The organism is Bifidobacterium xylocopae (assembly GCF_003315615.1).
GTDB classification, from domain to species: Bacteria; Actinomycetota; Actinomycetes; order Actinomycetales; family Bifidobacteriaceae; genus Bombiscardovia; species Bombiscardovia xylocopae.
In genome coordinates this window covers 1-20074 of sequence record NZ_PDCH01000001.1, presented here as the reverse complement: position 1 = coordinate 20074, position 20074 = coordinate 1, and the positions used below count along the sequence as shown (strand labels likewise).

18 protein-coding genes are annotated in these 20074 nt (G+C 65.9%); 3 read left to right on the top strand and 15 right to left on the bottom strand.

What is annotated here, in order from left to right:
* Positions 1 to 22 precede the first annotated feature (22 nt).
* Together CRD59_RS00090 and CRD59_RS00085 are read right to left on the bottom strand one after the other, a co-directional pair.
* The gene (locus tag CRD59_RS00090; protein ID WP_113852576.1) at positions 23 to 970 is read right to left on the bottom strand and encodes a sensor histidine kinase; all 948 of its coding nucleotides are present in this window, start codon (positions 968 to 970) and stop codon (positions 23 to 25) included.
* 111 nt (positions 971 to 1081) lie between these two features.
* Complete coding sequence (locus CRD59_RS00085; RefSeq protein ID WP_113852575.1) at positions 1082 to 1756, bottom strand: response regulator transcription factor; 675 nt, start codon at positions 1754 to 1756, stop codon at positions 1082 to 1084.
* Between the two features lie 153 nt (positions 1757 to 1909).
* On the opposite strand from CRD59_RS00085, the gene CRD59_RS00080 reads away from it, so the two are divergent.
* Both CRD59_RS00080 and CRD59_RS00075 read left to right on the top strand, forming a co-directional pair.
* Positions 1910 to 2917: an ABC transporter ATP-binding protein gene (locus CRD59_RS00080; RefSeq protein WP_113852574.1), complete on the top strand. Its 1008-nt coding sequence runs from the start codon at positions 1910 to 1912 to the stop codon at positions 2915 to 2917.
* A complete protein-coding gene (locus CRD59_RS00075) occupies positions 2914 to 3690 on the top strand; it encodes an ABC transporter permease (RefSeq protein WP_113852573.1) in 777 nt (258 codons plus the stop codon). The genes CRD59_RS00080 and CRD59_RS00075 overlap by 4 nt, the downstream gene beginning before the upstream one ends.
* Positions 3691 to 3804: 114 nt before the next feature.
* On the opposite strand, the gene CRD59_RS00070 is transcribed toward CRD59_RS00075, so the two are convergent.
* The 13 genes from CRD59_RS00070 to CRD59_RS00010 all read right to left on the bottom strand — a co-directional run bounded on the left by CRD59_RS00070 (position 3805) and on the right by CRD59_RS00010 (position 18792).
* Positions 3805 to 4515 (bottom strand): HAD family hydrolase, encoded by a 711-nt coding sequence (locus CRD59_RS00070; RefSeq protein WP_113852572.1) that lies wholly within the window; start codon positions 4513 to 4515, stop codon positions 3805 to 3807.
* A gap of 34 nt (positions 4516 to 4549) precedes the next feature.
* Positions 4550 to 6658, bottom strand: a complete 2109-nt coding sequence (gene dnaG, locus CRD59_RS00065; RefSeq protein WP_113852571.1) for a DNA primase — start codon at positions 6656 to 6658, stop codon at positions 4550 to 4552.
* Positions 6659 to 6734: 76 nt separating this feature from the next.
* The gene (locus CRD59_RS00060) at positions 6735 to 8018 is read right to left on the bottom strand and encodes a deoxyguanosinetriphosphate triphosphohydrolase (RefSeq protein WP_113852570.1); all 1284 of its coding nucleotides are present in this window, start codon (positions 8016 to 8018) and stop codon (positions 6735 to 6737) included.
* A gap of 84 nt (positions 8019 to 8102) precedes the next feature.
* Entirely contained in the window at positions 8103 to 8561 is a 459-nt protein-coding gene (locus tag CRD59_RS00055; protein ID WP_113852569.1) for an Ohr family peroxiredoxin, read from the bottom strand.
* Between the two features lie 97 nt (positions 8562 to 8658).
* Positions 8659 to 10011, bottom strand: coding sequence for an alanine racemase (alr, locus tag CRD59_RS00050; protein WP_113852568.1), 1353 nt, complete (start codon positions 10009 to 10011; stop codon positions 8659 to 8661).
* 95 nt (positions 10012 to 10106) lie between these two features.
* Positions 10107 to 10664, bottom strand: a complete 558-nt coding sequence (locus CRD59_RS00045; protein WP_113852790.1) for an N-acetyltransferase — start codon at positions 10662 to 10664, stop codon at positions 10107 to 10109.
* 256 nt (positions 10665 to 10920) lie between these two features.
* Positions 10921 to 11403, bottom strand: coding sequence for an S-ribosylhomocysteine lyase (locus CRD59_RS00040; protein ID WP_201736504.1), 483 nt, complete (start codon positions 11401 to 11403; stop codon positions 10921 to 10923).
* A gap of 81 nt (positions 11404 to 11484) precedes the next feature.
* On the bottom strand, positions 11485 to 13410 hold the full coding sequence (locus tag CRD59_RS00035; RefSeq protein ID WP_113852566.1) for a RecQ family ATP-dependent DNA helicase: 1926 nt from the start codon (positions 13408 to 13410) through the stop codon (positions 11485 to 11487).
* 124 nt (positions 13411 to 13534) lie between these two features.
* Positions 13535 to 14323, bottom strand: a complete 789-nt coding sequence (locus CRD59_RS00030) for an ABC transporter ATP-binding protein (RefSeq protein ID WP_113852789.1) — start codon at positions 14321 to 14323, stop codon at positions 13535 to 13537.
* Positions 14323 to 15183, bottom strand: a complete 861-nt coding sequence (locus CRD59_RS00025; protein WP_113852565.1) for an ABC transporter ATP-binding protein — start codon at positions 15181 to 15183, stop codon at positions 14323 to 14325. Before CRD59_RS00025 ends, CRD59_RS00030 begins: the two co-directional genes overlap by 1 nt.
* Positions 15180 to 16118, bottom strand: a complete 939-nt coding sequence (locus CRD59_RS00020; protein WP_113852788.1) for an ABC transporter permease — start codon at positions 16116 to 16118, stop codon at positions 15180 to 15182. The genes CRD59_RS00025 and CRD59_RS00020 overlap by 4 nt, the downstream gene beginning before the upstream one ends.
* A 20-nt stretch (positions 16119 to 16138) precedes the next feature.
* Positions 16139 to 17116: an ABC transporter permease gene (locus tag CRD59_RS00015; RefSeq protein ID WP_113852564.1), complete on the bottom strand. Its 978-nt coding sequence runs from the start codon at positions 17114 to 17116 to the stop codon at positions 16139 to 16141.
* An 8-nt stretch (positions 17117 to 17124) separates the two neighbouring features.
* A complete protein-coding gene (locus CRD59_RS00010) occupies positions 17125 to 18792 on the bottom strand; it encodes an ABC transporter substrate-binding protein (RefSeq protein ID WP_113852563.1) in 1668 nt (555 codons plus the stop codon).
* Positions 18793 to 18947: 155 nt separating this feature from the next.
* Here CRD59_RS00010 and CRD59_RS00005 point away from each other — a divergent pair, with 155 nt between their 5' ends.
* Complete coding sequence (locus tag CRD59_RS00005) at positions 18948 to 19772, top strand: type III pantothenate kinase (protein ID WP_113852787.1); 825 nt, start codon at positions 18948 to 18950, stop codon at positions 19770 to 19772.
* Positions 19773 to 20074 lie beyond the last annotated feature (302 nt).

Below are 20074 nucleotides of genomic sequence, written 5' to 3'. Positions count from 1 at the left end.
GACCATCCGGCATATGCGACTCTCAACCTGTAACCGGCGCTTCCTGGCTGCAAAGGATGATTGTGACCCGGAAATGCCCAGGCCGGGTCTCCAACTCCATTCGACCGCCCAGGGTCTCTGCCAGGGAGGCTACGATGCTGAGGCCCAGACCGGTGCCATCCGAGTCAGGCTGTCGGTCTGCGGTGGTGGCAAACCGCAACCGGAGCCTGTCGGCCGGAACATATGGCTGGTCAGTTTCGTTCTCCAAGACGAGTACAAACTGACCTTTTCCTTCGGCCCCCAGACGTATCCGGGCCATACCGCTGGCATACTTGAGCCAGTTGCCAATCAGGTTCTGCACGATGCGGTGAAGCAGGGTCTCGTCACTGGTCAGCCTGATGCCGGGCTCGATGGAGGGCTCGACCGTGACCCCCCGCGCGGTCAACTGGTCGAAGGCGGCGAACAGGTCATCCTGGACCAGGGCGGACAGGTCCACCTGGCTCAGGCTCAGACCCCCGCTTTTCTCCTGAATCAAGGTAAAATCCATCAGATAATGCAGGTAATAGTCCACTGAATCCAGGCTGGACGCGGCTTTACGCCAGGCGTCGGCACCCGTACCGGCACCTGGAGCCGCATCCGCCCCCGCTTCCCCGGCCCGCTCCCCCAACAGCTGCACATAGCCGCGTGCAACGGTCAGCGGGGTCTTGATGTCGTGGGTCAGGTTGGTTAGCATACGGCGGATGCGCAGTTCTTGGTTGAACTCCTGCTCCCGAAGCCGCCGGGTCTGGGCCAGGTTCGCGTTCACCGTTTCAGCCAGCCGCCGGGTGGGTCCGAACCCGGTGTTGGTGGTGACCGTGGCGTTGGTGGCACCTTCGTTGATGTATTCCAAATCCCTGATGATCCGCCGTAGGTCACCAGCGAGCACGATCAGGCCCACCGCCAATGCCAGGGCGGCGACCACGGCGAGCGCCAGCAGGACGATCATGACCATCACGCACCCCCATGCCTGTGGGGTCGGCCGGGCGCAGCGGACCCTCCCCTGCCGGTCAGATCAAGGACCAGTCCAGCCTTCACCCGCATCGTTCCGGTCACAAGGCGCCTTTCAGACAAGTCGCACCCCGATCCCCCAGACCGAGACGATGAACCGGCCTTCACCGGCCGCTTCGTTCAACTTGGTACGCAGGTTGCTCAAGTGTACGTTGAGCGTGTTTTCCGCGTTGTTGTACGGCTGCTCCCAGACCGCTTCATACAGGCTGGCCTTGTCGAAGACCTGATGGGGCCGTTTGAGCAGAATGGCCAGCAGGGCGAACTCCTTTTTCGGCAGAGGCACAGTCCGACCGCCAAGGCTGACCTGGTGGGTGTCGGGGTCCAGACTGAGCTCCTGATAGGACAGGCATCGCCCCTCCTCCTGCCGAGCTCCGTCCCTGCCTCGCAGCTGGACCTCCACCCGCGCGCGCAGCTCGTCGATGTCGAAGGGTTTGGTCACATAATCGTTGGCGCCCTTCTTCAGCAAGGCAACGGTCCGGCCCTTGTCCTGCACGGCTGTCAGGACGATGACCGGCACTGCCGAAACCTTGCGGATCCACCCCAGGACACTCTCGCCGGTCACCCCTGGCAGCATCAAGTCCAGGAGCACCAGATCCGGCTCCTGCTCACTGAACTTGGCTATCGCCTCCGGCCCGCTCAAGGCTTGGGTGATCTCATAGTCGGCACCGAGGACCTCAGCCAGGAGATCCTGGATCTCCTGATGGTCCTCCACGGCCAGAATCCTCGCCATCCGGCTCCCTTCGCCTGTTCCTTGGAACAAGGGCATTCTATCCCGCCGTTCGGAGGGCGGCGAAACTTTAGCTTTTCTTAACGGTTTATTAGCAAAGCGCTTGAGAAACGGCCCATACGCTTAAGTCCTGCAAGCGAACAGAAAGGACAGCGCATGATTGGTACAGCGCTCGACATCCGCGGCGTAGGCAAGCGGTTCGGTCGGTTCACGGCCCTGGACAACGTCAGCCTGGCCGTCCGCAAGGGCGACATCTATGGACTCATCGGCGAGAACGGTGCCGGCAAGACCACACTGATGCGACTGATCTGCGGCCTGAGCCCCATGCAGACCGGATCCATCGACCTCCTGGGACAGCGCATCGGCCGCAGCCAACGTGCTTTGAGCCGAATAGGTGCCGTCATCGAAAGCCCCGCGGCCTTCGGCTCCCTGAGCGTGACGCAGAACCTCAAGCTCGCCGCCATCCAGCATGGGTTGTCGGACAGCCGGGACATCGACGAGGCCATCGAATTCGTAGGGCTGGCCGAGAAGCGCAGAACCAAGGCCAGGCACCTCTCCCTGGGGCAGCGGCAGCGCCTGGGGCTGGCCATGGCGATTCTCCACCACCCGGATTTCCTGATCCTGGACGAGCCCATCAATGGACTGGACCCCTCGGGCATCATGGAGTTCCGCCAGCTCCTCAAGCGGCTGAACGAGGAGCGGCAGACCACGATCCTCATCTCCAGCCACATCCTGAGTGAGCTCTACCAGGTTTCCACCCGTTTCGGCATCATCCACCAGGGGCACATGGTCAAGGAGCTCACCCGCCCCGAGCTGGACGCCGCCAACCAGGCCGGACTCCTGGTGAGCGTGGACCAGGCGCCACTGGCTGCGCGGATCCTGGACCGGGCCGGCATCGGCCCCTTCGAGGTGAACGACGACCACCACCTGCTCATCCGCTCAGACGGGGCCGACCCCGGCCACATCAACCTGATGCTGGTACAGGGAGGCGTGCTGGTCGAAGGGTTCAGCCGGCAGGAGGGGTCCCTGGAGAAGTATTACCTGAACCTGCTGGCCGAGCAGCGGCAGATGGATCGGCAACGGGCGGACGGGCGCCCGGACGAGCTGCGGGTCGATCAGCAACCGAACCAGCAGGGCACGAGCGGAGAGGACGAGAACCGATGATCAACCAGATGAGAGCCGACTTCTACCGGCAGGCGCACACGATCGGCTGCTATGTCCTGCTCGCCGCCACGATCGGCTTCAGCGTCCTGCTGACCCTGACCAAGCAGGTGGGCGGCATGATGGTCTCCGAAGGCAACACCAGCCAGCTGATGGAGCAGATGGCCCACTCGCCGTGGTCGGTCCTGACCGGCGTCAAGGCGCTGACCATGTCCACCTCGGTCCTGCTCTACTTCGACATAGCCCTCTTCGTTATCGTCATCGGCTACGAGTTCTCCCAGAAGACCTATAAGAACACGCTGATCTCCGGCATCTCCCGCCTGCAGTTCATCGGCGCCAAGTACGCGGTCATGCTGATCGACCTGCTGGGCCTGACCTTGGTCTACTACCTGACCTGCCTGGCAACCAGCCTGGCCACCGGACGCGGCCTGGGCGAGAGCGCAGGTAAGCTTGCCGGGGACATAGCGATCATGACCATCGCCGTGGCCTTCTTCATCTCGGTCACCTTCAGCCTGGGGATCATCCTCCTGGTCGCCACCGGCTCGACGATCATCCCGGCCGTCTTCGTGGTGGTCTGGCCGCTTGCCGTGGCCATGCTGACGGTGTTCGCCCACTGGTCCTGGCTCAAGTACGTGGACTTCATCAACGTGGCCATGAACGTGGCATTGTCCCTCATCAAGGTGGGTGACCTATGGCCTTACATCGGTGTCTCGGTGGGCGTGCTCGCGGTCACCATCGTCGGCTCGGCCCTGATCATCCGCAGGAAGGAGCTCTAGCAGACACGGTGCCCAAGGGGCCGGCAAGCCCTGAAGGCCCGGCCATCCTTCCCATCTCCATTGTGGGCGCCACCGGGGGACGGTCGGCGTCCACGGCCGTATACGGCTGGCGAGTCACGCCTGTCCGCCAGCCTGTCTGCGGAACGCATACTCCCCCAAGACCTGCGGTGTGATACCGGCGTAGGAGTCGAAGGAAGCGAACTGGGGGCCGTCGGGAATGGCGCCGGGCGTGGCGCCGGTGAAAGCCAGGGTTGTGGCACCGGATGCGGCGGCCGCTTCCAGCCCGGAGATGCTGTCCTCCAAGACCACGCACCCGGCCATTGACCCGGGCCCGACACCCACCATCCGGGCGGCATGCAGGTAGGGGGCCGGATCGGGTTTCATGGGCAGACCGTCGTCGCCGCAGGTGAAGCCGATGAAGACGTCATCCGGGGCATGCGCCACGACCGCTTCGGCTATGCTCCGCGGCGACGAGGTGACCAGTACCGAGGGCACGCCCGACCGGGAGAGGGCCTCCAGCAGTTCGACCGTTCCGGGGATCCAGGGCATCCGTTCGCGCTCGCGCCGGGCCACACCCTCCTCGATCATCGCCTGGATCCGCTCGACCGGCAGATCCAAACCTCGCTTACGCATGGCTGATGCCACCTGGACCACCGGCGTATCGGAACACCGCCAGCCGTCGTCCTCGGTCCAGCGGCAGCCGTGGCTGTTCGCCAATTCCATCTCGGAGGCATGCCAGTAAGGTTCGCTGTCGATCAGGGTGCCATCCATGTCCCAGAACACGGCCCTGGGCAGGGGGCCGGCTGCCCGCTCTTGTTCGCTCATGCCCTCCATCGTATGGGCAGGCCCGGTCCATGCCTCAGACCGCGTTGTTGTAGATCTGGTCCTGCAGGTCCTTACGTGCCGCCTCGAATCGGGTGATCTGCCCGAGCAGGTCGAACTTCTCCTGCCCATCCGGCAGTTGGTTCATCCGCCGCTTGCTGGCAGCGATCCGCCGCATGTAACCGGCATCCAGGAGCCTCACCAGAAGCTCTGTGGCGTACTGTTTCTCCTCCGGCCGGGCCGGGCGCAGCTGAACCGCAGCCGCATTGGGCGCCGGCTGCTCCTGCGTGCCAACCCCCTGGCCCTCGGACGACTGCCCGCCGCCCCTGCCAGGCCCAAAACCGCCTGCAGGGGCAGGCTCCTGGTTCTCGGCTTGGGGCAGGGGCAAGGGCATGACAGCCAGCTCGTTGATGGCCGACTGCAGCAGAGGGCCTGCCGCCTTGGTCAGGTTGTGCATCCACAGCCCCTGGGGCACATCCGCCTCCGGCAGGCCACCTGCCGCCATGACCGCCTGGTACAGGGAGCGGAAGAGGGGCACATCGAAGTCTTCGTCGCACAGCTTGTCGAAGAAGGTGGGGTCGATGGCACGGGGCAGCTGGATGAGCAGGCCGATGAACTGCTGCTCGCAGATGAAGACCGAATCGTCGATCCGGTAGTAATCCTGGTTGGCGGCGTCCTGACTCATCAGTGCCTGGCGGGCACCCGGATCGGCGTATGGGTTCGCCTCGGGTCTGCGCCGGGGTTCCTGGAAGCGGCGGCGGGGTGCGTAGGCATCCTCATCACGCACCTGCAGGGAACGCCGGGCCCCTCGCACCTCACGGGCGAGCAGATCCAGGTCAGCGCCTATACGGCGGGCTGTCTTGCGGGTATACATGTCCACCAGGGAGCGGTCGCGAATCTGGGCGATGACCGGCGCCACGGCTTTGATCGCCCCCATGCGCCCGGTCGTGTATTGGGTGTCGAACATGCCGACGGCCGTATCGATCACGAAGTCGTACAAGGGCGTGGCGCCCTCGACCAGGGAGCGCACCGCCTCGTCCCCATACTTGATGCGCAGGTCGCAGGGATCCAGGTTTTCCCGGGCCACCGCCACGAAGGTCTGGGTCAGGAAGGAACCGTCCAGGGAGAAGGCATGCAAGGCCGCCTTCTGCCCCGCCGCATCCCCATCGAACGTGAAAATGACCCGGGAGCCGTTGACCGGTCCCACCAGCTGGATGCCACCCAGGGCGTCGTCGGAGATGAGCCGGCGCACGATCTTGGCATGCTCCTCTCCGAAGGCCGTACCGCAGGTGGCGACCGCGTTGTCCACGCCGGCCAGATGACAGGCCATCACATCCGTGTAGCCTTCGACGATGACCACACGCCGGTTCCTGACGATTGACTTCTTGGCCAGATCGATCCCGTAGAGGACCTGATTCTTGCGGTAAAGCTCCGTGTCCGGCGTGTTCAGGTACTTGGCCGGGATGTTGTCGTCCTCGTAGAGGCGGCGGGCACCGAAGCCGAGGGTGCGACCCGCCGAGTCGCGAATGGGCCAGGTGGCCCGTCCGCGCAGGTAGTCGTAGACCCCCCGTGGCCCACGCCGGGCCAGGCCCGCATCCATCATCTCCTGGTAGGTGAAGCCCTTGCCGGACAGGTAACGCACCAGGTTGTCCCAGCCCCTGGGGGCATAGCCGCAGCCGAAGTATGCGCAGTCCGCCTGGGAGAAGTTACGCCCGCCCAGCAGTTTGCGGGCCGCCAGGGCCTCCTTCGTCATGATCTGGGAGACGAAGAAGCGCTGCGCCTCCTCGTTGGCCTGCAGCAGACGGGAGCGGGTGGACCCCTTCCGGCCCGACGGCCGCGAATTCTCATAGTGGAGCTCGATGTGGTATTTGTCCGCCAGGATCTCGATGGCATCGCCGAACTCGACGTTCTCGGTGTGCTCGATGTAGTCGAACACGTCGCCGCCGAGGCCGCAGCCGAAGCAGTGCCAGACCCCCAGGGAAGGCCGTACGGAAAAGGAAGGCGTCTTCTCATCGTGGAAAGGGCACAGACCCATGTAGGTGCCCGACCCGGAGACCTTGAGCGTCACCGTCGCCGAGACGATGTCATACAGGTCCGCGGTGGCGCGCACCTTCTCGATGTCTTCCTTCTTAATCATGCCGACCATAGGAACCAGACTACCTGCGGGTTCGGAAGAGCCAGCCGGCCCTTGGCCCTGGACGTAAGGGCCGTCGGCGGGCGTCTCAGGAACAGACCAGGGAGTGCATGGCCATCGCCGAACCGTCGGTCATGGATGCCACCTGGTCGATGGCCACCCGCAGGCGCTCGTCATCGTTGACCGCCTGATCCCAGTCCTCCAGGAACGCGTTCTCCAAGGCCTGGGAAGGGCGTGGCGAATCGGCCAGCATCACGTCGACCAGGTCGGTCACGATCCGCTGCTGCTCCTCATGGAAGGGCTCCCGCTCACGGGGTTCCATCACAAAATAGGCTGCGATCCCCTTAAGCGCCACTATCTCGTAGGATGTCGGTCCGGGGATGACTACCGAGGCCGAATACCGCACCAGGGGTCCGTCCCCGTAACGCTCCCGGGTGGCCCGCTCCACTGAGTCGGCGAAGCGGCCGATCAGGGAGGAGGTCATGTTCTTCAGCTGGGCCAGGGCCCGACGGGAGCCGTTGAAATGGATGGGGAGCTTGGACTTGATGCGTTCCAACGCCTCCAACAGCAGGTCGGCGTCCCAGCGCTGCCCGTACCAGGAGCGGGCGGCACGGACGACGCCGTCCATGACCCGGGGGTCGGCCAGGGCCAGGGGGTTGAAGGAACCGCCCACGATCGCGTCCTCCACGTCATGGACCGAATAGGCGATGTCGTCGGACAGGTCCATGACCTGGCACTCCATGGGCGTGCTTGCTGCCGGCGCGCCCTGCTTGAGCCAGCGGAAGACTTCCTCGTCATCCGGGTAGACGCAGTATTTGAGGCTGCGTTCGCCCTTGGGATGCTCACGTGCCTCGTCAAGGGTCCATGGATACTTGACCGCCGCATCCAGGGCGGCCCGGGTCAGGTTGACGCCGGCCGAGCGACCGTCCGGATGGAAGATCTTGGGTTCCAGACGGGTGAGCAGTCTCATGGTCTGGGCATTGCCTTCGAAACCACCGATGGACGAGGCGATCTGTGCCAGGGCTCGCTCACCGTTGTGGCCGAAAGGCGGGTGCCCCAGATCGTGGGCCAGACAGGCGCAATCCACCACATCCGGATCCAAGCCCAGCATCACACCGATCTGCCGACCGATCTGCGCGACCTCCAGGGTGTGGGTCAGACGGGTGCGGGCGAAATCGTCGGAACCGGCCACCAGCACCTGGGTCTTGGCTCCAAGCCTTCGAAGGGCCGAGGAATGGACCAGGCGCGCCCGGTCGCGTTCGAAGGCGGTGCGGTTCCGGGATTTGGGCGGTTCGGGCGCCCAACGCTCCTCGTCCGCCTCCTGGTAGCCTTCGGCGCTCAGGACCTGCTCACCATCGGCTGTGGTGTTCATCGAAGCCTCCTGAAACGCATCATGCCGCGACCAGGCACCCGGGGCCGCGAGCGACCGGGCCGGTTGCGGCGATGGACGGATATGTCAGTCGATCGAATCGACCACAAGCACCTCAGTCGGGACATTGCCGGCGGTGGCCTTGGAGTAGGGGCAGAGTTCCTGGGTGCGGTCCACCAGGCGCTGGGCGAGTTCCTTGTCGACGCCGGGCAGGCTCACCTCGATCTTGGCCTTGATGCCGAAGGACTCGCCCTCGTCGCCCAGGGATATGGAAGTGCGCACCCTGGAACGGGCGAGCTTGGTGGCCGCCACGCGCAGCTCCTTGCCGGCCATGCCCATGGCGCTTTGGAAGCAAGCGCCCCAGCCGAGGGCGAAGAGCTGCTCCGGGTTGGTCCCCTGGCCTTTTCCGCCCATGGCCACCGGAGTGTCGAAATCGAGCGAAAGGTCTGGCTCGTGACTGTCGGCGTGTCCGTTTCGGCCGCCGGTCACTTCTGCCACCGCTGTGTAGTTGATATTACTGGGTTCTTTGCCTGTATATGTGCTCATGACCTCATCACACCACCTTTGGCTACGGTATGCAAGGGGTCGGGGCCAATCCCCCGTACGGAGCGGGGAAGCCCGACGGCCCGGGACCGATCGGCGCTCACAGAATGGAGCCGGGGTCGAGCAGGCGCAGGTCCTCCGGCGGCAGCACTTGGGCCGCGTGCAGGTAGAGGCGGGGGATGCGGTTTCGCAGACAGGTGAAAATCTCGTAGCTGATCGTTCCGGCGCAGCGGGCCCAGTCGTCTGCCGTCGGCTCCGCATAGGCCTCGCCCCGCCCTGGCCCGAACAGGATCACCGTATCGCCCTCGGATACGCCGAGGTCGGCGGCCAGGCCATGCAGGTCCAGCACACACTGGTCCATGCAGACCCGACCGGAGACACGCACCAGCTTGGGGCCATGCCCGGTCATGAGGCGCACAGGGCCGCCGGCATGCTCACGGCCCATGGCTCCCTCAGCATCGAAACCGGAAGCGGAACGGTGGATGCCATCCGCATATCCCAGGGGCATGATGGCGGTGGAGGTGGCGCGCCCGGTCAGATAGGCCCGCCCGTAGGATATCCCATGGCCGGCCGGCAGATCCTTGACAGTGCCCAGCTGGGCCTGGAGGGTCATCGCCGGAGTCAGTCCATATGACGCCGGATCCCCCATCGAGGGGTCGGGTTCATAGCCGTACAGGCCGATGCCCGGCCGCGTCAGCTCGAAGTGAATCGCGGGGCGGGTCAAGGTGGCCGCCGTATTCGCCAGATGGCGCACCTGGGGCTCAAGACCGGCCGCGCGCATGCGGTCGGTGAAGTCCCCGAACGCTTCGATCTGTGCATCGGTGGAGGCCACGAACCCCGGCACCTGGGGCATGTCGGCCACAGCCAGATGGCTCCACAGACCCACAACCTCGACGCTTCCCCGGGCGGCAGCCGACCGGAGCGCCTTCAGGGCCCGGTCGAAGCTGTCGGCCGTGAATCCGTTGCGTCCGAAACCGGTCTCCACCTCGACATGCACCCGCGCCGGACGCCCCAACACTTCGGCGGCCCGGACCACCTGCCCGATGCCGGTCAGGGAACCTACGGAAATGTCGATGTCGTTGGCGATCAGCTCCTGCAGGGGGGCGAAGGGCCCGCTGTACATCAGGGCCAGGATTCGGCAGCGGTCCACCCCGATACCGGCCCGGCGCAGCAGCAGGGCCTCGCGGGGCTGGGCGGACCCCAGCCAGGTCGCCCCGCCGGCCAGCGCCGCCAGCGCGGTGGGAATCAGACCGTGCCCGTATGCATCGGCCTTGATGACCCCCATGACGCCCGCACCCGAGCCGGATACCCTGCTGACAAGCTGTCCCATATTCGATTTGAGCGCCGCCAGATCAACGATGACCTGACCGGGGTATGCCCTCAGGGCCCGCTGATAGTTCTTCCGTCCCTCTTCCGATGAAAAATCCCACTGCGGGGCCGCGTTCTCACTCATGTTGTTCATTGTGCGACGGGCTGGGCCGGGACATGCCGAATGGGCCGGGACCGTGACGATACCGACACGAAACGCCCGGCCCGGTCGGGCCGCCGTCAGCGGTCGTGGCGTTGATAAGCCACGCGCTCCAGCTCCATGTTCGGATCGTCGGCGCCGGGCATGGCGATCTCCCCGCAGCGGGTGAAGCCGTGGGCCTCCAGGATGTGCTGCATGGCATGGTTCTTGTAGCCGGTGTCCACACGCACGTTGCTGTAGTGACGCATGCACCAGTCGAGCATGTCGCCGGCGACGCCCTTGGCCAACCCCGAGGAAGCCATGCGGTGGATGGTCATGTAAGGGTCATCGTCCAGCCAAGCCCCGTCAATCCTGCTGTAGAAGGGATCCGGCTCATCGAACAGGGCGAAGACGCCGATCACGCGCTCGTGTTCGCCGCGTCGCTCATCCATCTCGGGCCGCCTGTAGGAGGCGCCTTCAGTGGCGGACGGATCTGCGGCGGCGTCATCGACCAGGAGGATGGCATGGCCGCCCTGGATGTCACCGGTGATGGTCTCGGAATCAGGGTATTTACTCCCCCACTGGTTGGGGTTCCCGGCCTCGACCATGGCCTGCCGGGCCCTGTCGAGCACGGACGTGACTGCTGCGACATCGTCCATCGTGGCGTGACGCAGCCAACGCTGCGCTGGGTTGGAAGCCTGCAAAGGACACCTCTTTCTGCCATGTGTACCAGGGCCTTGTGGGCGCCGGTCGTATTGCCGAGGACGAGTCTAACGGCCACCGCGGGCCGGATGCAGCCCGTCCGCACTGAGCGAACCCGGGGATATGGTGGCGGTTGCGGCCGTTATACTACCCCGGGCATGCGCAAGGCGGACACGGGCCCGAAAGCCCACGCCCGCCCATGCGACCCCGGTTTCAGACGACCTTGCGCTCGAAGGGGTCGGAGGAGATCCCCGCATCCACGATGTCCCGGCTCCACTGCTTCGCGGAGAAGAGGGAGTGGTCGCGGTAGTTGCCGCAGGAGGTTATCTCGGTACCGGGCACATCCTCCCAGGTGGCCTCGTTCGCGATGAACTCCAGGGACTCCTTCAGGGCCTTGGCGACCTCCTCGGTGGAGTGACGGCCCCAGGCCAGCAGGTGGAAGCCGGTACGGCAGCCGAAGGGCGAGCAGTCGATGTAGCCGGGGATGCGCTCACGCAGGAGGACGGCTATGGTGTGCTCGATCGTATGCAGCCCGGCCGTGGGGATGGCGTTCTCGTTGGGTTGGACCAGGCGCAGGTCATAGTTGGAGATGACATCCCCGTTGGGACCCTGCTCCTCGTCGATCAGACGGACATACGGCGCCTTGACCTTGGTGTGGTCCAGTTGGAAGCTCTCTACCAGCGGCTTGTCGGCCATGATGGGTTCCTTTCGTTGTCTCCGGTGGTTTCCTCAGCCTCCATAGTAGGTGTCCTCCCCTATCTGGCGGCCGGACCGCGCCTAGTCGAAGTCACGGATAGCCTCCATGAACCGTTCACCGTAGAGTTCGAGCTTGTGCTCGCCGACGCCCGAGACCTCCAGGAAGGCTTCGTCGCTGGTGGGCCGCCTGCGGCACATGTCTCGCAGGGTCTTGTCGGAGAATACGATATAGGGCGGCTTGCCAATTTCACGGGCTATGCCGGTGCGGACCCGGCGCAGATCCTGGAAGAGCCGCTCCTCTTCCTCCGTCGGTTCGCCGTCGCCTGCGGCGAGCGCCGTAGTGCGTCCGTATACCTTGCCGGGTGCGCTTGTCTCTGACTTGGGCCTGCGCACCTGCTTGATTTCGTAGTGGAAATCGGGGCTGACGGTCTGTGCAGCCTTCGGGCCGAACTGAACCAGGGGCAGGCGCCCCTCGGTGATCGCCAGATAACCGTCGGATGCCATCTGGTTGAGCACGTCTCGGATGCGCGCCACCCCCACCCCGTGCAGACTCCCGTATGAGGGGCAACGGTCCAGACCCCGACTGATGAGGTCCTGGGATTTCGAGCCGGCCAGCACCTGCACGACTTTTCCTGAGCCGAAGCGCTGTCCCACATCGTGCACGCAGCGGGAGATGGCCCGGGCCAGGTCGGAGACATCGATGGTGGAGAAGGTGGACAGGCAGTTCGAACAGTTGCCGCACCCCCGCCCGCGGTCAGGTCCGTCCCCGTCCCCCGCGGCGGCCGGTGAAACGGCGGCGGCCGATGGAGCGACCTCCTCACCGAAATAGCTCAGCATGTATGTGTGCAGGCAGGAGGTGGTCCGACAGTATCCGATCATCGTGTTCAGCAGGTGGCGGTGGCCGGCTTTGACGGCCTCCGCCTCTTCGCCGGAGAGGCGGTCGTTGCCGGAGTCCATGTCGAGCAGGCGGCGGCGGGTCACGATGTCGGACTCGTTCCACAGGAGTGTGCAACGGGCGGGCTCACCGTCACGCCCCGCGCGGCCGGCCTCCTGATAGTAGGCCTCGATGGATTCGGGCATGTTGTGGTGGATCACGTAGCGCACATTGGACTTGTCGATGCCCATGCCGAAGGCGTTGGTGGCCACCACCACCTGCACTTCATCATTGACGAAGGCGGACTGGGCCCGGTCCCGCTCCTGCGCCCCCAAACCCCCGTGATAGGCGACGGCTGCCGACCCGGCGGCGTTGAGTTCGTCGGCCAGGGCCTCGGTCTCCTTACGGGTGGCGCAGTAGACGATTCCCGACTCCTGCCCATGTTCCTTGACGTATGACAGGACCCAGTGGTTCTTGGCCCGGGTCTCGAGCTTGACCACGTCGAAGAAAAGATTGGGGCGGTCGAACCCCGTCACGGCCAGGTATGGGTCCTGCAGGTCCAGCATGGCGACGATATCGCGGCGGACCCGTTCGGTGGCCGTGGCGGTGAAAGCGGCTACGGTGGGCCGATCCGGCAGCTGGGCGATGAAGTCGCCGATGCCCAGGTAGGCGGGCCGGAAGTCCTGCCCCCACTGGGAGACGCAGTGGGCTTCGTCGACAGCCACCAGCGCGATGTCGGCACGACGGGCGAAGTCCAGGAAGCGTGGTGCGGCCAGGCGTTCCGGAGCCACATACAGGATCCTGACCCGCCCCTGCGCGGCCTCCGCCAGGGCCATGGCCTGCTCGTCCGGGCTCTGGGTCGAGTTGACGAAGCCCGCCTTGATGCCGGCATCCTCCAGCCCGTCCACCTGGTCTCGCATCAGCGACACCAGCGGCGATACCACTATGGTGACGCCCGGCAGAATCGTGGCGGGGATCTGGTAGCAGATGGACTTGCCGGCACCGGTGGGCATGACGCCCAGGCAGTCGCGGCCCCCCAGAATGGCTGAGACGAGGCCTTCCTGCCCGGGACGGAAGGATCCGTAGCCAAAATACTGCTTGAGCGATGCGAGCGCCTGGTCCATGCCTGTCATAATCCACCAGTCTATGGCGTGTACCCGCCAGGAGCATTCTCTCTCAGCGATGTGCACGAATGCGGCCCCGGCGGTCGCATTGTGTACAACCGCCGCCCGGGAGCACCGTCGCAGGGGGCGGCATTCACCGGGAGGCGGCGGCGATCAGCGAGCGCGTGTATGGGCAGGAAGGCTGTGCGAGCACTCGCCCTGTGGGCCCTTCCTCGGCCACCCGACCTTCCTGCAGGACCAGGATACGGTCGGCCATGTGCTGGACCACACCAAGGTCATGCGAGACCATGACAATCGCTGTCTGCGGTCGCAGCGCACGGATGGAGCGGAAGGTATCGAGCAGGCCCAGCCGGGCAGATACATCCAAAGATGACATGGGCTCGTCGGCGACCAAGAGCTTGGGTTGCGAGACGATGGCCCTTGCCACTGCCAGCCGCTGGGCCTGGCCGCCCGAGCAGTCCGCCGGATAACGGCCGGCGAATGACGCCGGTTCCAATCCCACCTGTTCCAGGGCTTCGAGAGAGCGTCTCCGAATCTGCCCCTCCGACAGCCCCAGGCGCCTGGCCTGGATGCGCAAGGGTTCACCGATGGAGCGCAAGGCCGGCCAGCGCGGGTCCAGGGAAGCGAAGGGGTTCTGGAAGACCAGTGCCGACTCCCGGCGCAGGGCCCGGTAGCCCGCGCTGCGCCGCCCGTCGACCTCCTGCCCACGGTAAAGCACCGAACCGGTGTCGTGGGACTCCAAGCCCAGCAGGATACGTGAGAGCGTGGTTTTGCCAGATCCCGAGCCTCCCACCAGAGCCAGGCACTCGCCGGATTGCAGGCTCAGGGACACCTGGGTGAGCGCCGCCCGGCGGCCCCTTCCCCGGCCGAACGATTTGGATATATCCCTCCCGAGCAGGAGTGGCATGGCTTCACTGCCCATCATTCGTTTCCCCTCCCCCTGGGATCGTGCAAGCTCGGCTGAAGGAACGGTTCCGGCCGCAGTCTGTGGTCTTCCGAAATCCCCGAATCCTCCGCACGCAAGGTCAGCGCATCAGCAGCCTCCACCAGCCGGCGGGTCAGCGGCTCCCGGGGCGCTGCCAGCAATCGGTCCGTGGGGCCGTGCTCCACCACCCGGCCCTGGTCCAGGACGTACGAGTACCGGCAGGCGCGTTCCAATACCGTGAAGTCGTGGGTAATGAAGAAGAGTGAAGCGCCCGTGTCATCCACCAGCCGCACCAGCAGATCGATGATCTGACGCTGGGTGATGGAATCCAGGGCCGTAGTGGGCTCGTCAGCCACGATCAGCTTGGGGGCAGTGACGAGCGCCGTGGCCATGGCCACCCGCTGCTGCTGGCCGCCCGAAAGCTGCCCCGGATATTTGCCGGCCAGGTCCGCGGTCAGACCCACCCGGGCGAGCATGTCCGCCACACGCTCCCGTCGTTCAGCCCGGCTCAGCCGGTAGTGCAGCCGCAGGGGCAGTTCGACCTGCCTGGCCACGGTCAGGACAGGGTTCAGGGAGGCGCCTGGATTCTGAAAGACCGTGCCGATGTAGGAGCCGCGCAGGTCGGCCATGGCCCGCTCGTCCAGCCCCAGCAGCTCCTGCCCGAAGAAGCGGATGGAACCGGACGCGCGCGCGCCGGGTGGCAGCATGCCCAGCACGGCCTTGGTGATCATGGATTTGCCGGAGCCGGAAGGGCCGATCAGTCCCACCCGCTGACCGACGCCCACCTCCAGGCCGGCACTGCGGACGACAAATACATCACCCAATTGGACCCGTAGGTTGTCGATATGCAAACTCATACCGCCTCCTGGCGCAGGGCCGGGTTGGACGCCGGATCGATGGCCTCGCGCAGTGCGTCGCCGAAGAGGTTGAGGGAGACCACCACGATCGTGACCACGAGTCCGGGCCACAGGACGGTCAGCGGGTAGACGTTGACCAACCTGACCGAAGTCGTCAGCGAATGCCCCCAGGAGGGAAGGCCGGATGGCACGCCGACGCCCAGGTAGGTGAGCCCCGCCTCGGCCAGGACCGAGCTGCCGGCCGACAGGGAGAGCTGCACGGCGATGGCGGGCAGGGCGTTGGGCAGGATGTGCCGGGTCAGGATCCGCCAGCCGGAGGCACCCGAGGACAGGGCGGACAGGGCATAGTCCGATCCTGCCGCCAGGAGGGCGGCCGGACGGGCGACACGCGCCAGGTTGAGCCCGTAACCGATGCCGCAGGCCAGGACGATGACCAGGGCCGAGGAGCCCATGGGCACGGCCAGGATCAGGGCGATCAGGACCGTGGGGATGGAGATCAGGGCATCGACCACCACGGTGGAACTACCCGCCAAAGCCGGGGTGCGCGAGACCGTGGCGGCCAGGAGCAGGCTGCCCAGGGCGCCGGCCAGGACCACGGTCAGCAGGCAGATGGCCAGGTTGGTGGCCGATCCGGCCAGGAGCCAGCTCAGCACGTCGGCCCCGGTTCCGTCAGTGCCCAGCGGGTGGGCGCGCGAGGGCGTCTGCCAGACCCGGTAGCCGTCGGTGGCCCACAGGGGCCAGGGGGTCCAGGCCAGGCAGACCAGGGAAACCAGGATCCACAGACACAGAACGGTCATGGCGAACCGCCCCTCCCCCTGGGCCCAGACCGCGCGGACCACAAAGCGGGCCCGCTGCCAGGCCCGGCGCAAGCGGCTGGAGGTCGGGCTCTCACCACCCGGCGGCTCTTGTCCTGCAACGCTTTTACCAGCATGCATATTCATGCGCATATCCATACTCATGCTCCCGCCTCCCCCGAGCCCGGCGCTGCTTTGAGCCTGGGGTCCAGGGCCCGGTGGAGCAGATCGACCAGCAGACCCATCGCCAGAAAGAAGGCGGCCAGCATGAACAGCTCGCTCTGCACGGCGATCAGATCCCGCCCGCCCAGGTCCGTCACCAGCCCAGAACCCAGGCCCGGAAGGGCAAACAGGTTCTCGACCACCATGGCACCGGTGATCATCTCCGCGAAGGTCAGCCCCACTACAGAGACCAGCTGGGGCAAGACAAGGCGCAGACCCACACGCACCAGGGCCTCGTTGCGGGTCATGCCGCAGGCGCGGGCCAGGTCGATACGGCCCGAATCGGCCAGCTCGCCAAGGGCCGACCGGGTGTACCGCATCAGGCTGGCGCCGACGAGAATGCCCAGAGTAAGAGCGGGCAAGACCAGTGATGCCCACGCTCTCGCGGGATCCGACCAACCCAGGTCGGGGAAGCCTTGCGCCGGCAGGATCCCCAGCAGCCCCACCCCCCTGGACAGAAGCAGTATCAGCAGTAGCCCTCCCCACAGGGCCGGGATGGAACCGCCGACGATGGAGAGCACATGGCTCAGGGACCGTAGGCGGGGGCTGCCCGCCATCAGGGACACACAACCCAGGGGCACACCGATCAGCAGGGCGAGCCCCAACCCCAGTCCAATCAGCGGGAAGGTGATCACAGCGCGGGAGATCACCTGCGCTCCGATCGGCTGCCCGGTCAGCATGGACCGACCGAAATCACCCCGGGCCAGGCCGCTCATCCAATCGGCGTATTGCCGCGGCAAAGACCGGTCCAGCCCCAGCTGGGCACGCAGGGCCGCCACCCGCTCGGGCGGCGAGTTAAGCCCGGCCATGATGGTGGCCACGTCCCCGGGAAGCACCCGCAGGGCCGCAAAGATGACCAGGGAGAGCCCCAGGAGCGCCAGAGCGAACAGAAGGAGCCGCCGCAGCAGGAATCGCATGTGCCCTCCTATCCCTGCCGTGCGCCGGGCCGCCAGGAGGCGTCCCACAGGGGCAGGTAGGTCTGGTTGAGCGCCAGCGGGAAACCGGAGACCCCGACCTGCATGGCGGTGGTGATCCTGTAGTTGAACAGCCAGTCGGCTGGCGCGTCCTGGCTCACCCGCCGGGCCGCCTGGGCCAGCAGCCGCTCGCTCTCCTTGCTCGTGCGCGCCCCCTGGGCCCGCCGGTAGAGCCCCTGGACCTCCGGGCTGTCATAGCCGTAGTAGTAGTCGGGGTTGGCCCACTGTCCGAAGTCGTGGCTCTCGGAGTGGTCCACGAGCGAGAGGTCATAGTCGTGATTGGTGTAGACGGTCTGCATCCAGCTGGAGAACTCCACCATCCGCACGGTCAGGTCGATACCTACGGGCTTGAGCTGGGAGCGCAGCTGGTCGCCCAGTTCGCTGCCGTATGTATTCGCGTAGGTCAGTGTGAGCGCCAACGGCTTGTCCGGCCCGTAACCCGCCTGTGCCAGGAGCCGCTTGGCCTTGGCCGGGTCGTGGGGGTACAGGCCGGTCAGGTCCTGGTAGCCCGGGTCCAGTCTGGTGATAGGCCCGCCCAAGGCCAGGTCGCTGCCTCCGCGCGAAGCGATGAGCTGCCCGTGGTCGATCGCGTGGCGGATGGCCTTACGGACCCTGATGTCGCCGGTCTTGGCCCCCTTGCCGTTGAATGCAAGCACATATTTGTCGGTCCCGTCGCCGACCTCCACCCGGTAGTGAGCGGAGTCCGCCTTGAAGGGGGCGGCAAGGGTGGCTGTGATGGGCGCCAGGACCTGCACATCCCCGGATTTCAGGGCGTTCACGGCCGCGTTGTCATCGGTCAGGTAGCGCAGGCGGACTGTGGGGGTGACCGGCCTGTGGGGGCCGCTGTATCGCGGGTTGGCCTTCAGGGTCAGCGAATCGTTGGGCACGAACCGGTCTACCAGGTACGGCCCGGAACCAACGGCTTGGGTCTTGGGGTCGTACCGGGCGCGCCGGTCGAAGACCAGCCCGGGCCTGCCGGTCAGCGCCCAGGGCAGGTCCGCGTAGGGGGCGCTCAGTTGCAGCTCGACTGTCGAGGCGTCCAGGGCGGTGACGGATTGGAAGTTGCGCACCAGGTTGGCGTCGTGGTAGCCGCGGGTCTCCAGCTCGTTGATCGACCATGCCACGTCCTCGGCATCCAGCTTGTCCCCATTGGAAAAGCTGACCCCCTTGCGCAGGTGGAAGGTGTAGGTCGTCCCGTCGGCGCTCACCCGCCAACTCTCGGCCAGGCCGGGTCGGGCGCGGTTGTGCCCGTCGCGCTCCAGGAGCCCCTCATAGACGTTGCCCACCAGGGCCTGGTCCAGGGCGGAGCCGGATTGGTTGCGGATGTCCAGGTTGGCGGGCGCCAGTTTCAGCCCCACGCTCAGGTTGTCCGCGCGCGCCGGCGCCGCCTGGGCCGCCCCGCCGCCGACCACTGACCGCCGCCAGCCCCAGAGCGAGGCCAGCAGGGCCAGGGCCAGGAACAGACTCAGGATTCGCCAGGGCAAGGCATTGCCCCGCCTCGGGTCGCGCAGGCGTTGGTTGAGGACCGGGTCGGTGCTGGGTCCGGGGCCCGGCGCACCGCCCGCTTGTCCTGGGGTCGCGCCGCTTCCCGCGTGCGCGCCCTGGCTGGGAGCGTTCATCGTATATGCCACCTTGTGTCCGGTTGGCCGCCGGAGGGGTCGGCCACCTGCCACCAGTCTAGGACACCGCTGCCCCTTTGGCCCCCGGCCCGGCCGTAGAATGATAGCCGAGGCAAGCTGTTAGGCAGGATCGGGTGAACGACAAGGAGGCCGGCATGCTGCTGGCGGTCGATATCGGCAACACCAACACGGTGATCGCGTTCATGGAGGGCGGTCGGGTGGCCGCCTCCTACCGGGTCTCCACCCGGGCGGAGCGGACGGCGGACGAATACGGGATGATCCTGTCCGGCTTCCTGCGCCTGGCCGGGTTCGCGGCGGCCGACGCGGAGGGCGTCATCATCGCCTCGGTCGTGCCCAAGGCCATGCACTCCTTCCGGGCGGCGGTGATCCGCTACCTGTCGGTGGAGCCGATGGTGGTGGGACCTGGGGTCCGGACCGGCGTCGACATCCGCCTGGACGATCCCCGCTCCCTGGGTGCTGACTGCCTGGCTGATTGCGTGGGAGCGCACGAGGTGTACGGCGGCCCGCTCCTTGTGGCCGACTTCGGTACCGCAACCACCTTCAACTATGTGGACGCGCGCGGCGCCATCCGCTCCGGACTCATCACGCTGGGCATCGACACGGGCGCCAAGGCCCTGTGGTCGCAGACCGCACAACTGTCCGAAGTGGAGATCACCAAGCCGGGCACCATCCTGGCGACCGGCACCAAGGATGCCATGCAGGCCGGGATCTACTACAACTTCCTGGGCGGCATGGAGCGCATCATCCTCCAATTTCGCAAGGAGGTGGCCGAGGACTTCCGGGTGATCGTCACCGGTGGCCTGGGCCGCATATTCGCCTCCGAGACCGACCTGATCGACGAGTACGACCCCCAACTGATCTTCAAGGGCATGGCGGTCATCTACCGCCGCACCATGCAGGCCAGGGCGGAAGGAGCCGCCGGGTCTGCCGGGACAACTGGGCTTGTGAGGCGCAAGTAGGAAATTCGGGCACTTCCGGTCTTGTCAACAGGGCAGATGGATCCGTCAGCGACATTCGTGCGCCGCTTGCGTCATGAACGGATGAACCCACCCCCATATCGGCCCTGTCTCTTATACACACTGACGCTGCCGACCAAGGCTTAGGAGGAGATCTACGTGGGCGGCGTAGGACTCATCAAACAGATCAGACTCGACTACAGCACAATCGTCTGAGATGATAGCATGCGAAGGATCAGATGGCTGACGACGTGTAGCTAGACTGCGCGTTGAGTGCTCATGACAGACTGGATGGGTGATGTTAG

What these genes read in the sequence shown, in the direction of transcription:
- CRD59_RS00090 (WP_113852576.1), bottom strand. Translation starts at nt 970, where the DNA reads ATGGTCATGATCGTCCTGCTGGCGCTCGCCGTGGTCGCCGCCCTGGCA.
- CRD59_RS00085 (WP_113852575.1), bottom strand. Translation starts at nt 1,756, where the DNA reads ATGGCGAGGATTCTGGCCGTGGAGGACCATCAGGAGATCCAGGATCTC.
- CRD59_RS00080 (WP_113852574.1), top strand. Translation starts at nt 1,910, where the DNA reads ATGATTGGTACAGCGCTCGACATCCGCGGCGTAGGCAAGCGGTTCGGT.
- CRD59_RS00075 (WP_113852573.1), top strand. Translation starts at nt 2,914, where the DNA reads ATGATCAACCAGATGAGAGCCGACTTCTACCGGCAGGCGCACACGATC.
- CRD59_RS00070 (WP_113852572.1), bottom strand. Translation starts at nt 4,515, where the DNA reads ATGAGCGAACAAGAGCGGGCAGCCGGCCCCCTGCCCAGGGCCGTGTTC.
- dnaG (WP_113852571.1), bottom strand. Translation starts at nt 6,658, where the DNA reads ATGGTCGGCATGATTAAGAAGGAAGACATCGAGAAGGTGCGCGCCACC.
- CRD59_RS00060 (WP_113852570.1), bottom strand. Translation starts at nt 8,018, where the DNA reads ATGAACACCACAGCCGATGGTGAGCAGGTCCTGAGCGCCGAAGGCTAC.
- CRD59_RS00055 (WP_113852569.1), bottom strand. Translation starts at nt 8,561, where the DNA reads ATGAGCACATATACAGGCAAAGAACCCAGTAATATCAACTACACAGCG.
- alr (WP_113852568.1), bottom strand. Translation starts at nt 10,011, where the DNA reads ATGAGTGAGAACGCGGCCCCGCAGTGGGATTTTTCATCGGAAGAGGGA.
- CRD59_RS00045 (WP_113852790.1), bottom strand. Translation starts at nt 10,664, where the DNA reads ATGGACGATGTCGCAGCAGTCACGTCCGTGCTCGACAGGGCCCGGCAG.
- CRD59_RS00040 (WP_201736504.1), bottom strand. Translation starts at nt 11,403, where the DNA reads ATGGCCGACAAGCCGCTGGTAGAGAGCTTCCAACTGGACCACACCAAG.
- CRD59_RS00035 (WP_113852566.1), bottom strand. Translation starts at nt 13,410, where the DNA reads ATGACAGGCATGGACCAGGCGCTCGCATCGCTCAAGCAGTATTTTGGC.
- CRD59_RS00030 (WP_113852789.1), bottom strand. Translation starts at nt 14,323, where the DNA reads ATGGGCAGTGAAGCCATGCCACTCCTGCTCGGGAGGGATATATCCAAA.
- CRD59_RS00025 (WP_113852565.1), bottom strand. Translation starts at nt 15,183, where the DNA reads ATGAGTTTGCATATCGACAACCTACGGGTCCAATTGGGTGATGTATTT.
- CRD59_RS00020 (WP_113852788.1), bottom strand. Translation starts at nt 16,118, where the DNA reads ATGCATGCTGGTAAAAGCGTTGCAGGACAAGAGCCGCCGGGTGGTGAG.
- CRD59_RS00015 (WP_113852564.1), bottom strand. Translation starts at nt 17,116, where the DNA reads ATGCGATTCCTGCTGCGGCGGCTCCTTCTGTTCGCTCTGGCGCTCCTG.
- CRD59_RS00010 (WP_113852563.1), bottom strand. Translation starts at nt 18,792, where the DNA reads ATGAACGCTCCCAGCCAGGGCGCGCACGCGGGAAGCGGCGCGACCCCA.
- CRD59_RS00005 (WP_113852787.1), top strand. Translation starts at nt 18,948, where the DNA reads ATGCTGCTGGCGGTCGATATCGGCAACACCAACACGGTGATCGCGTTC.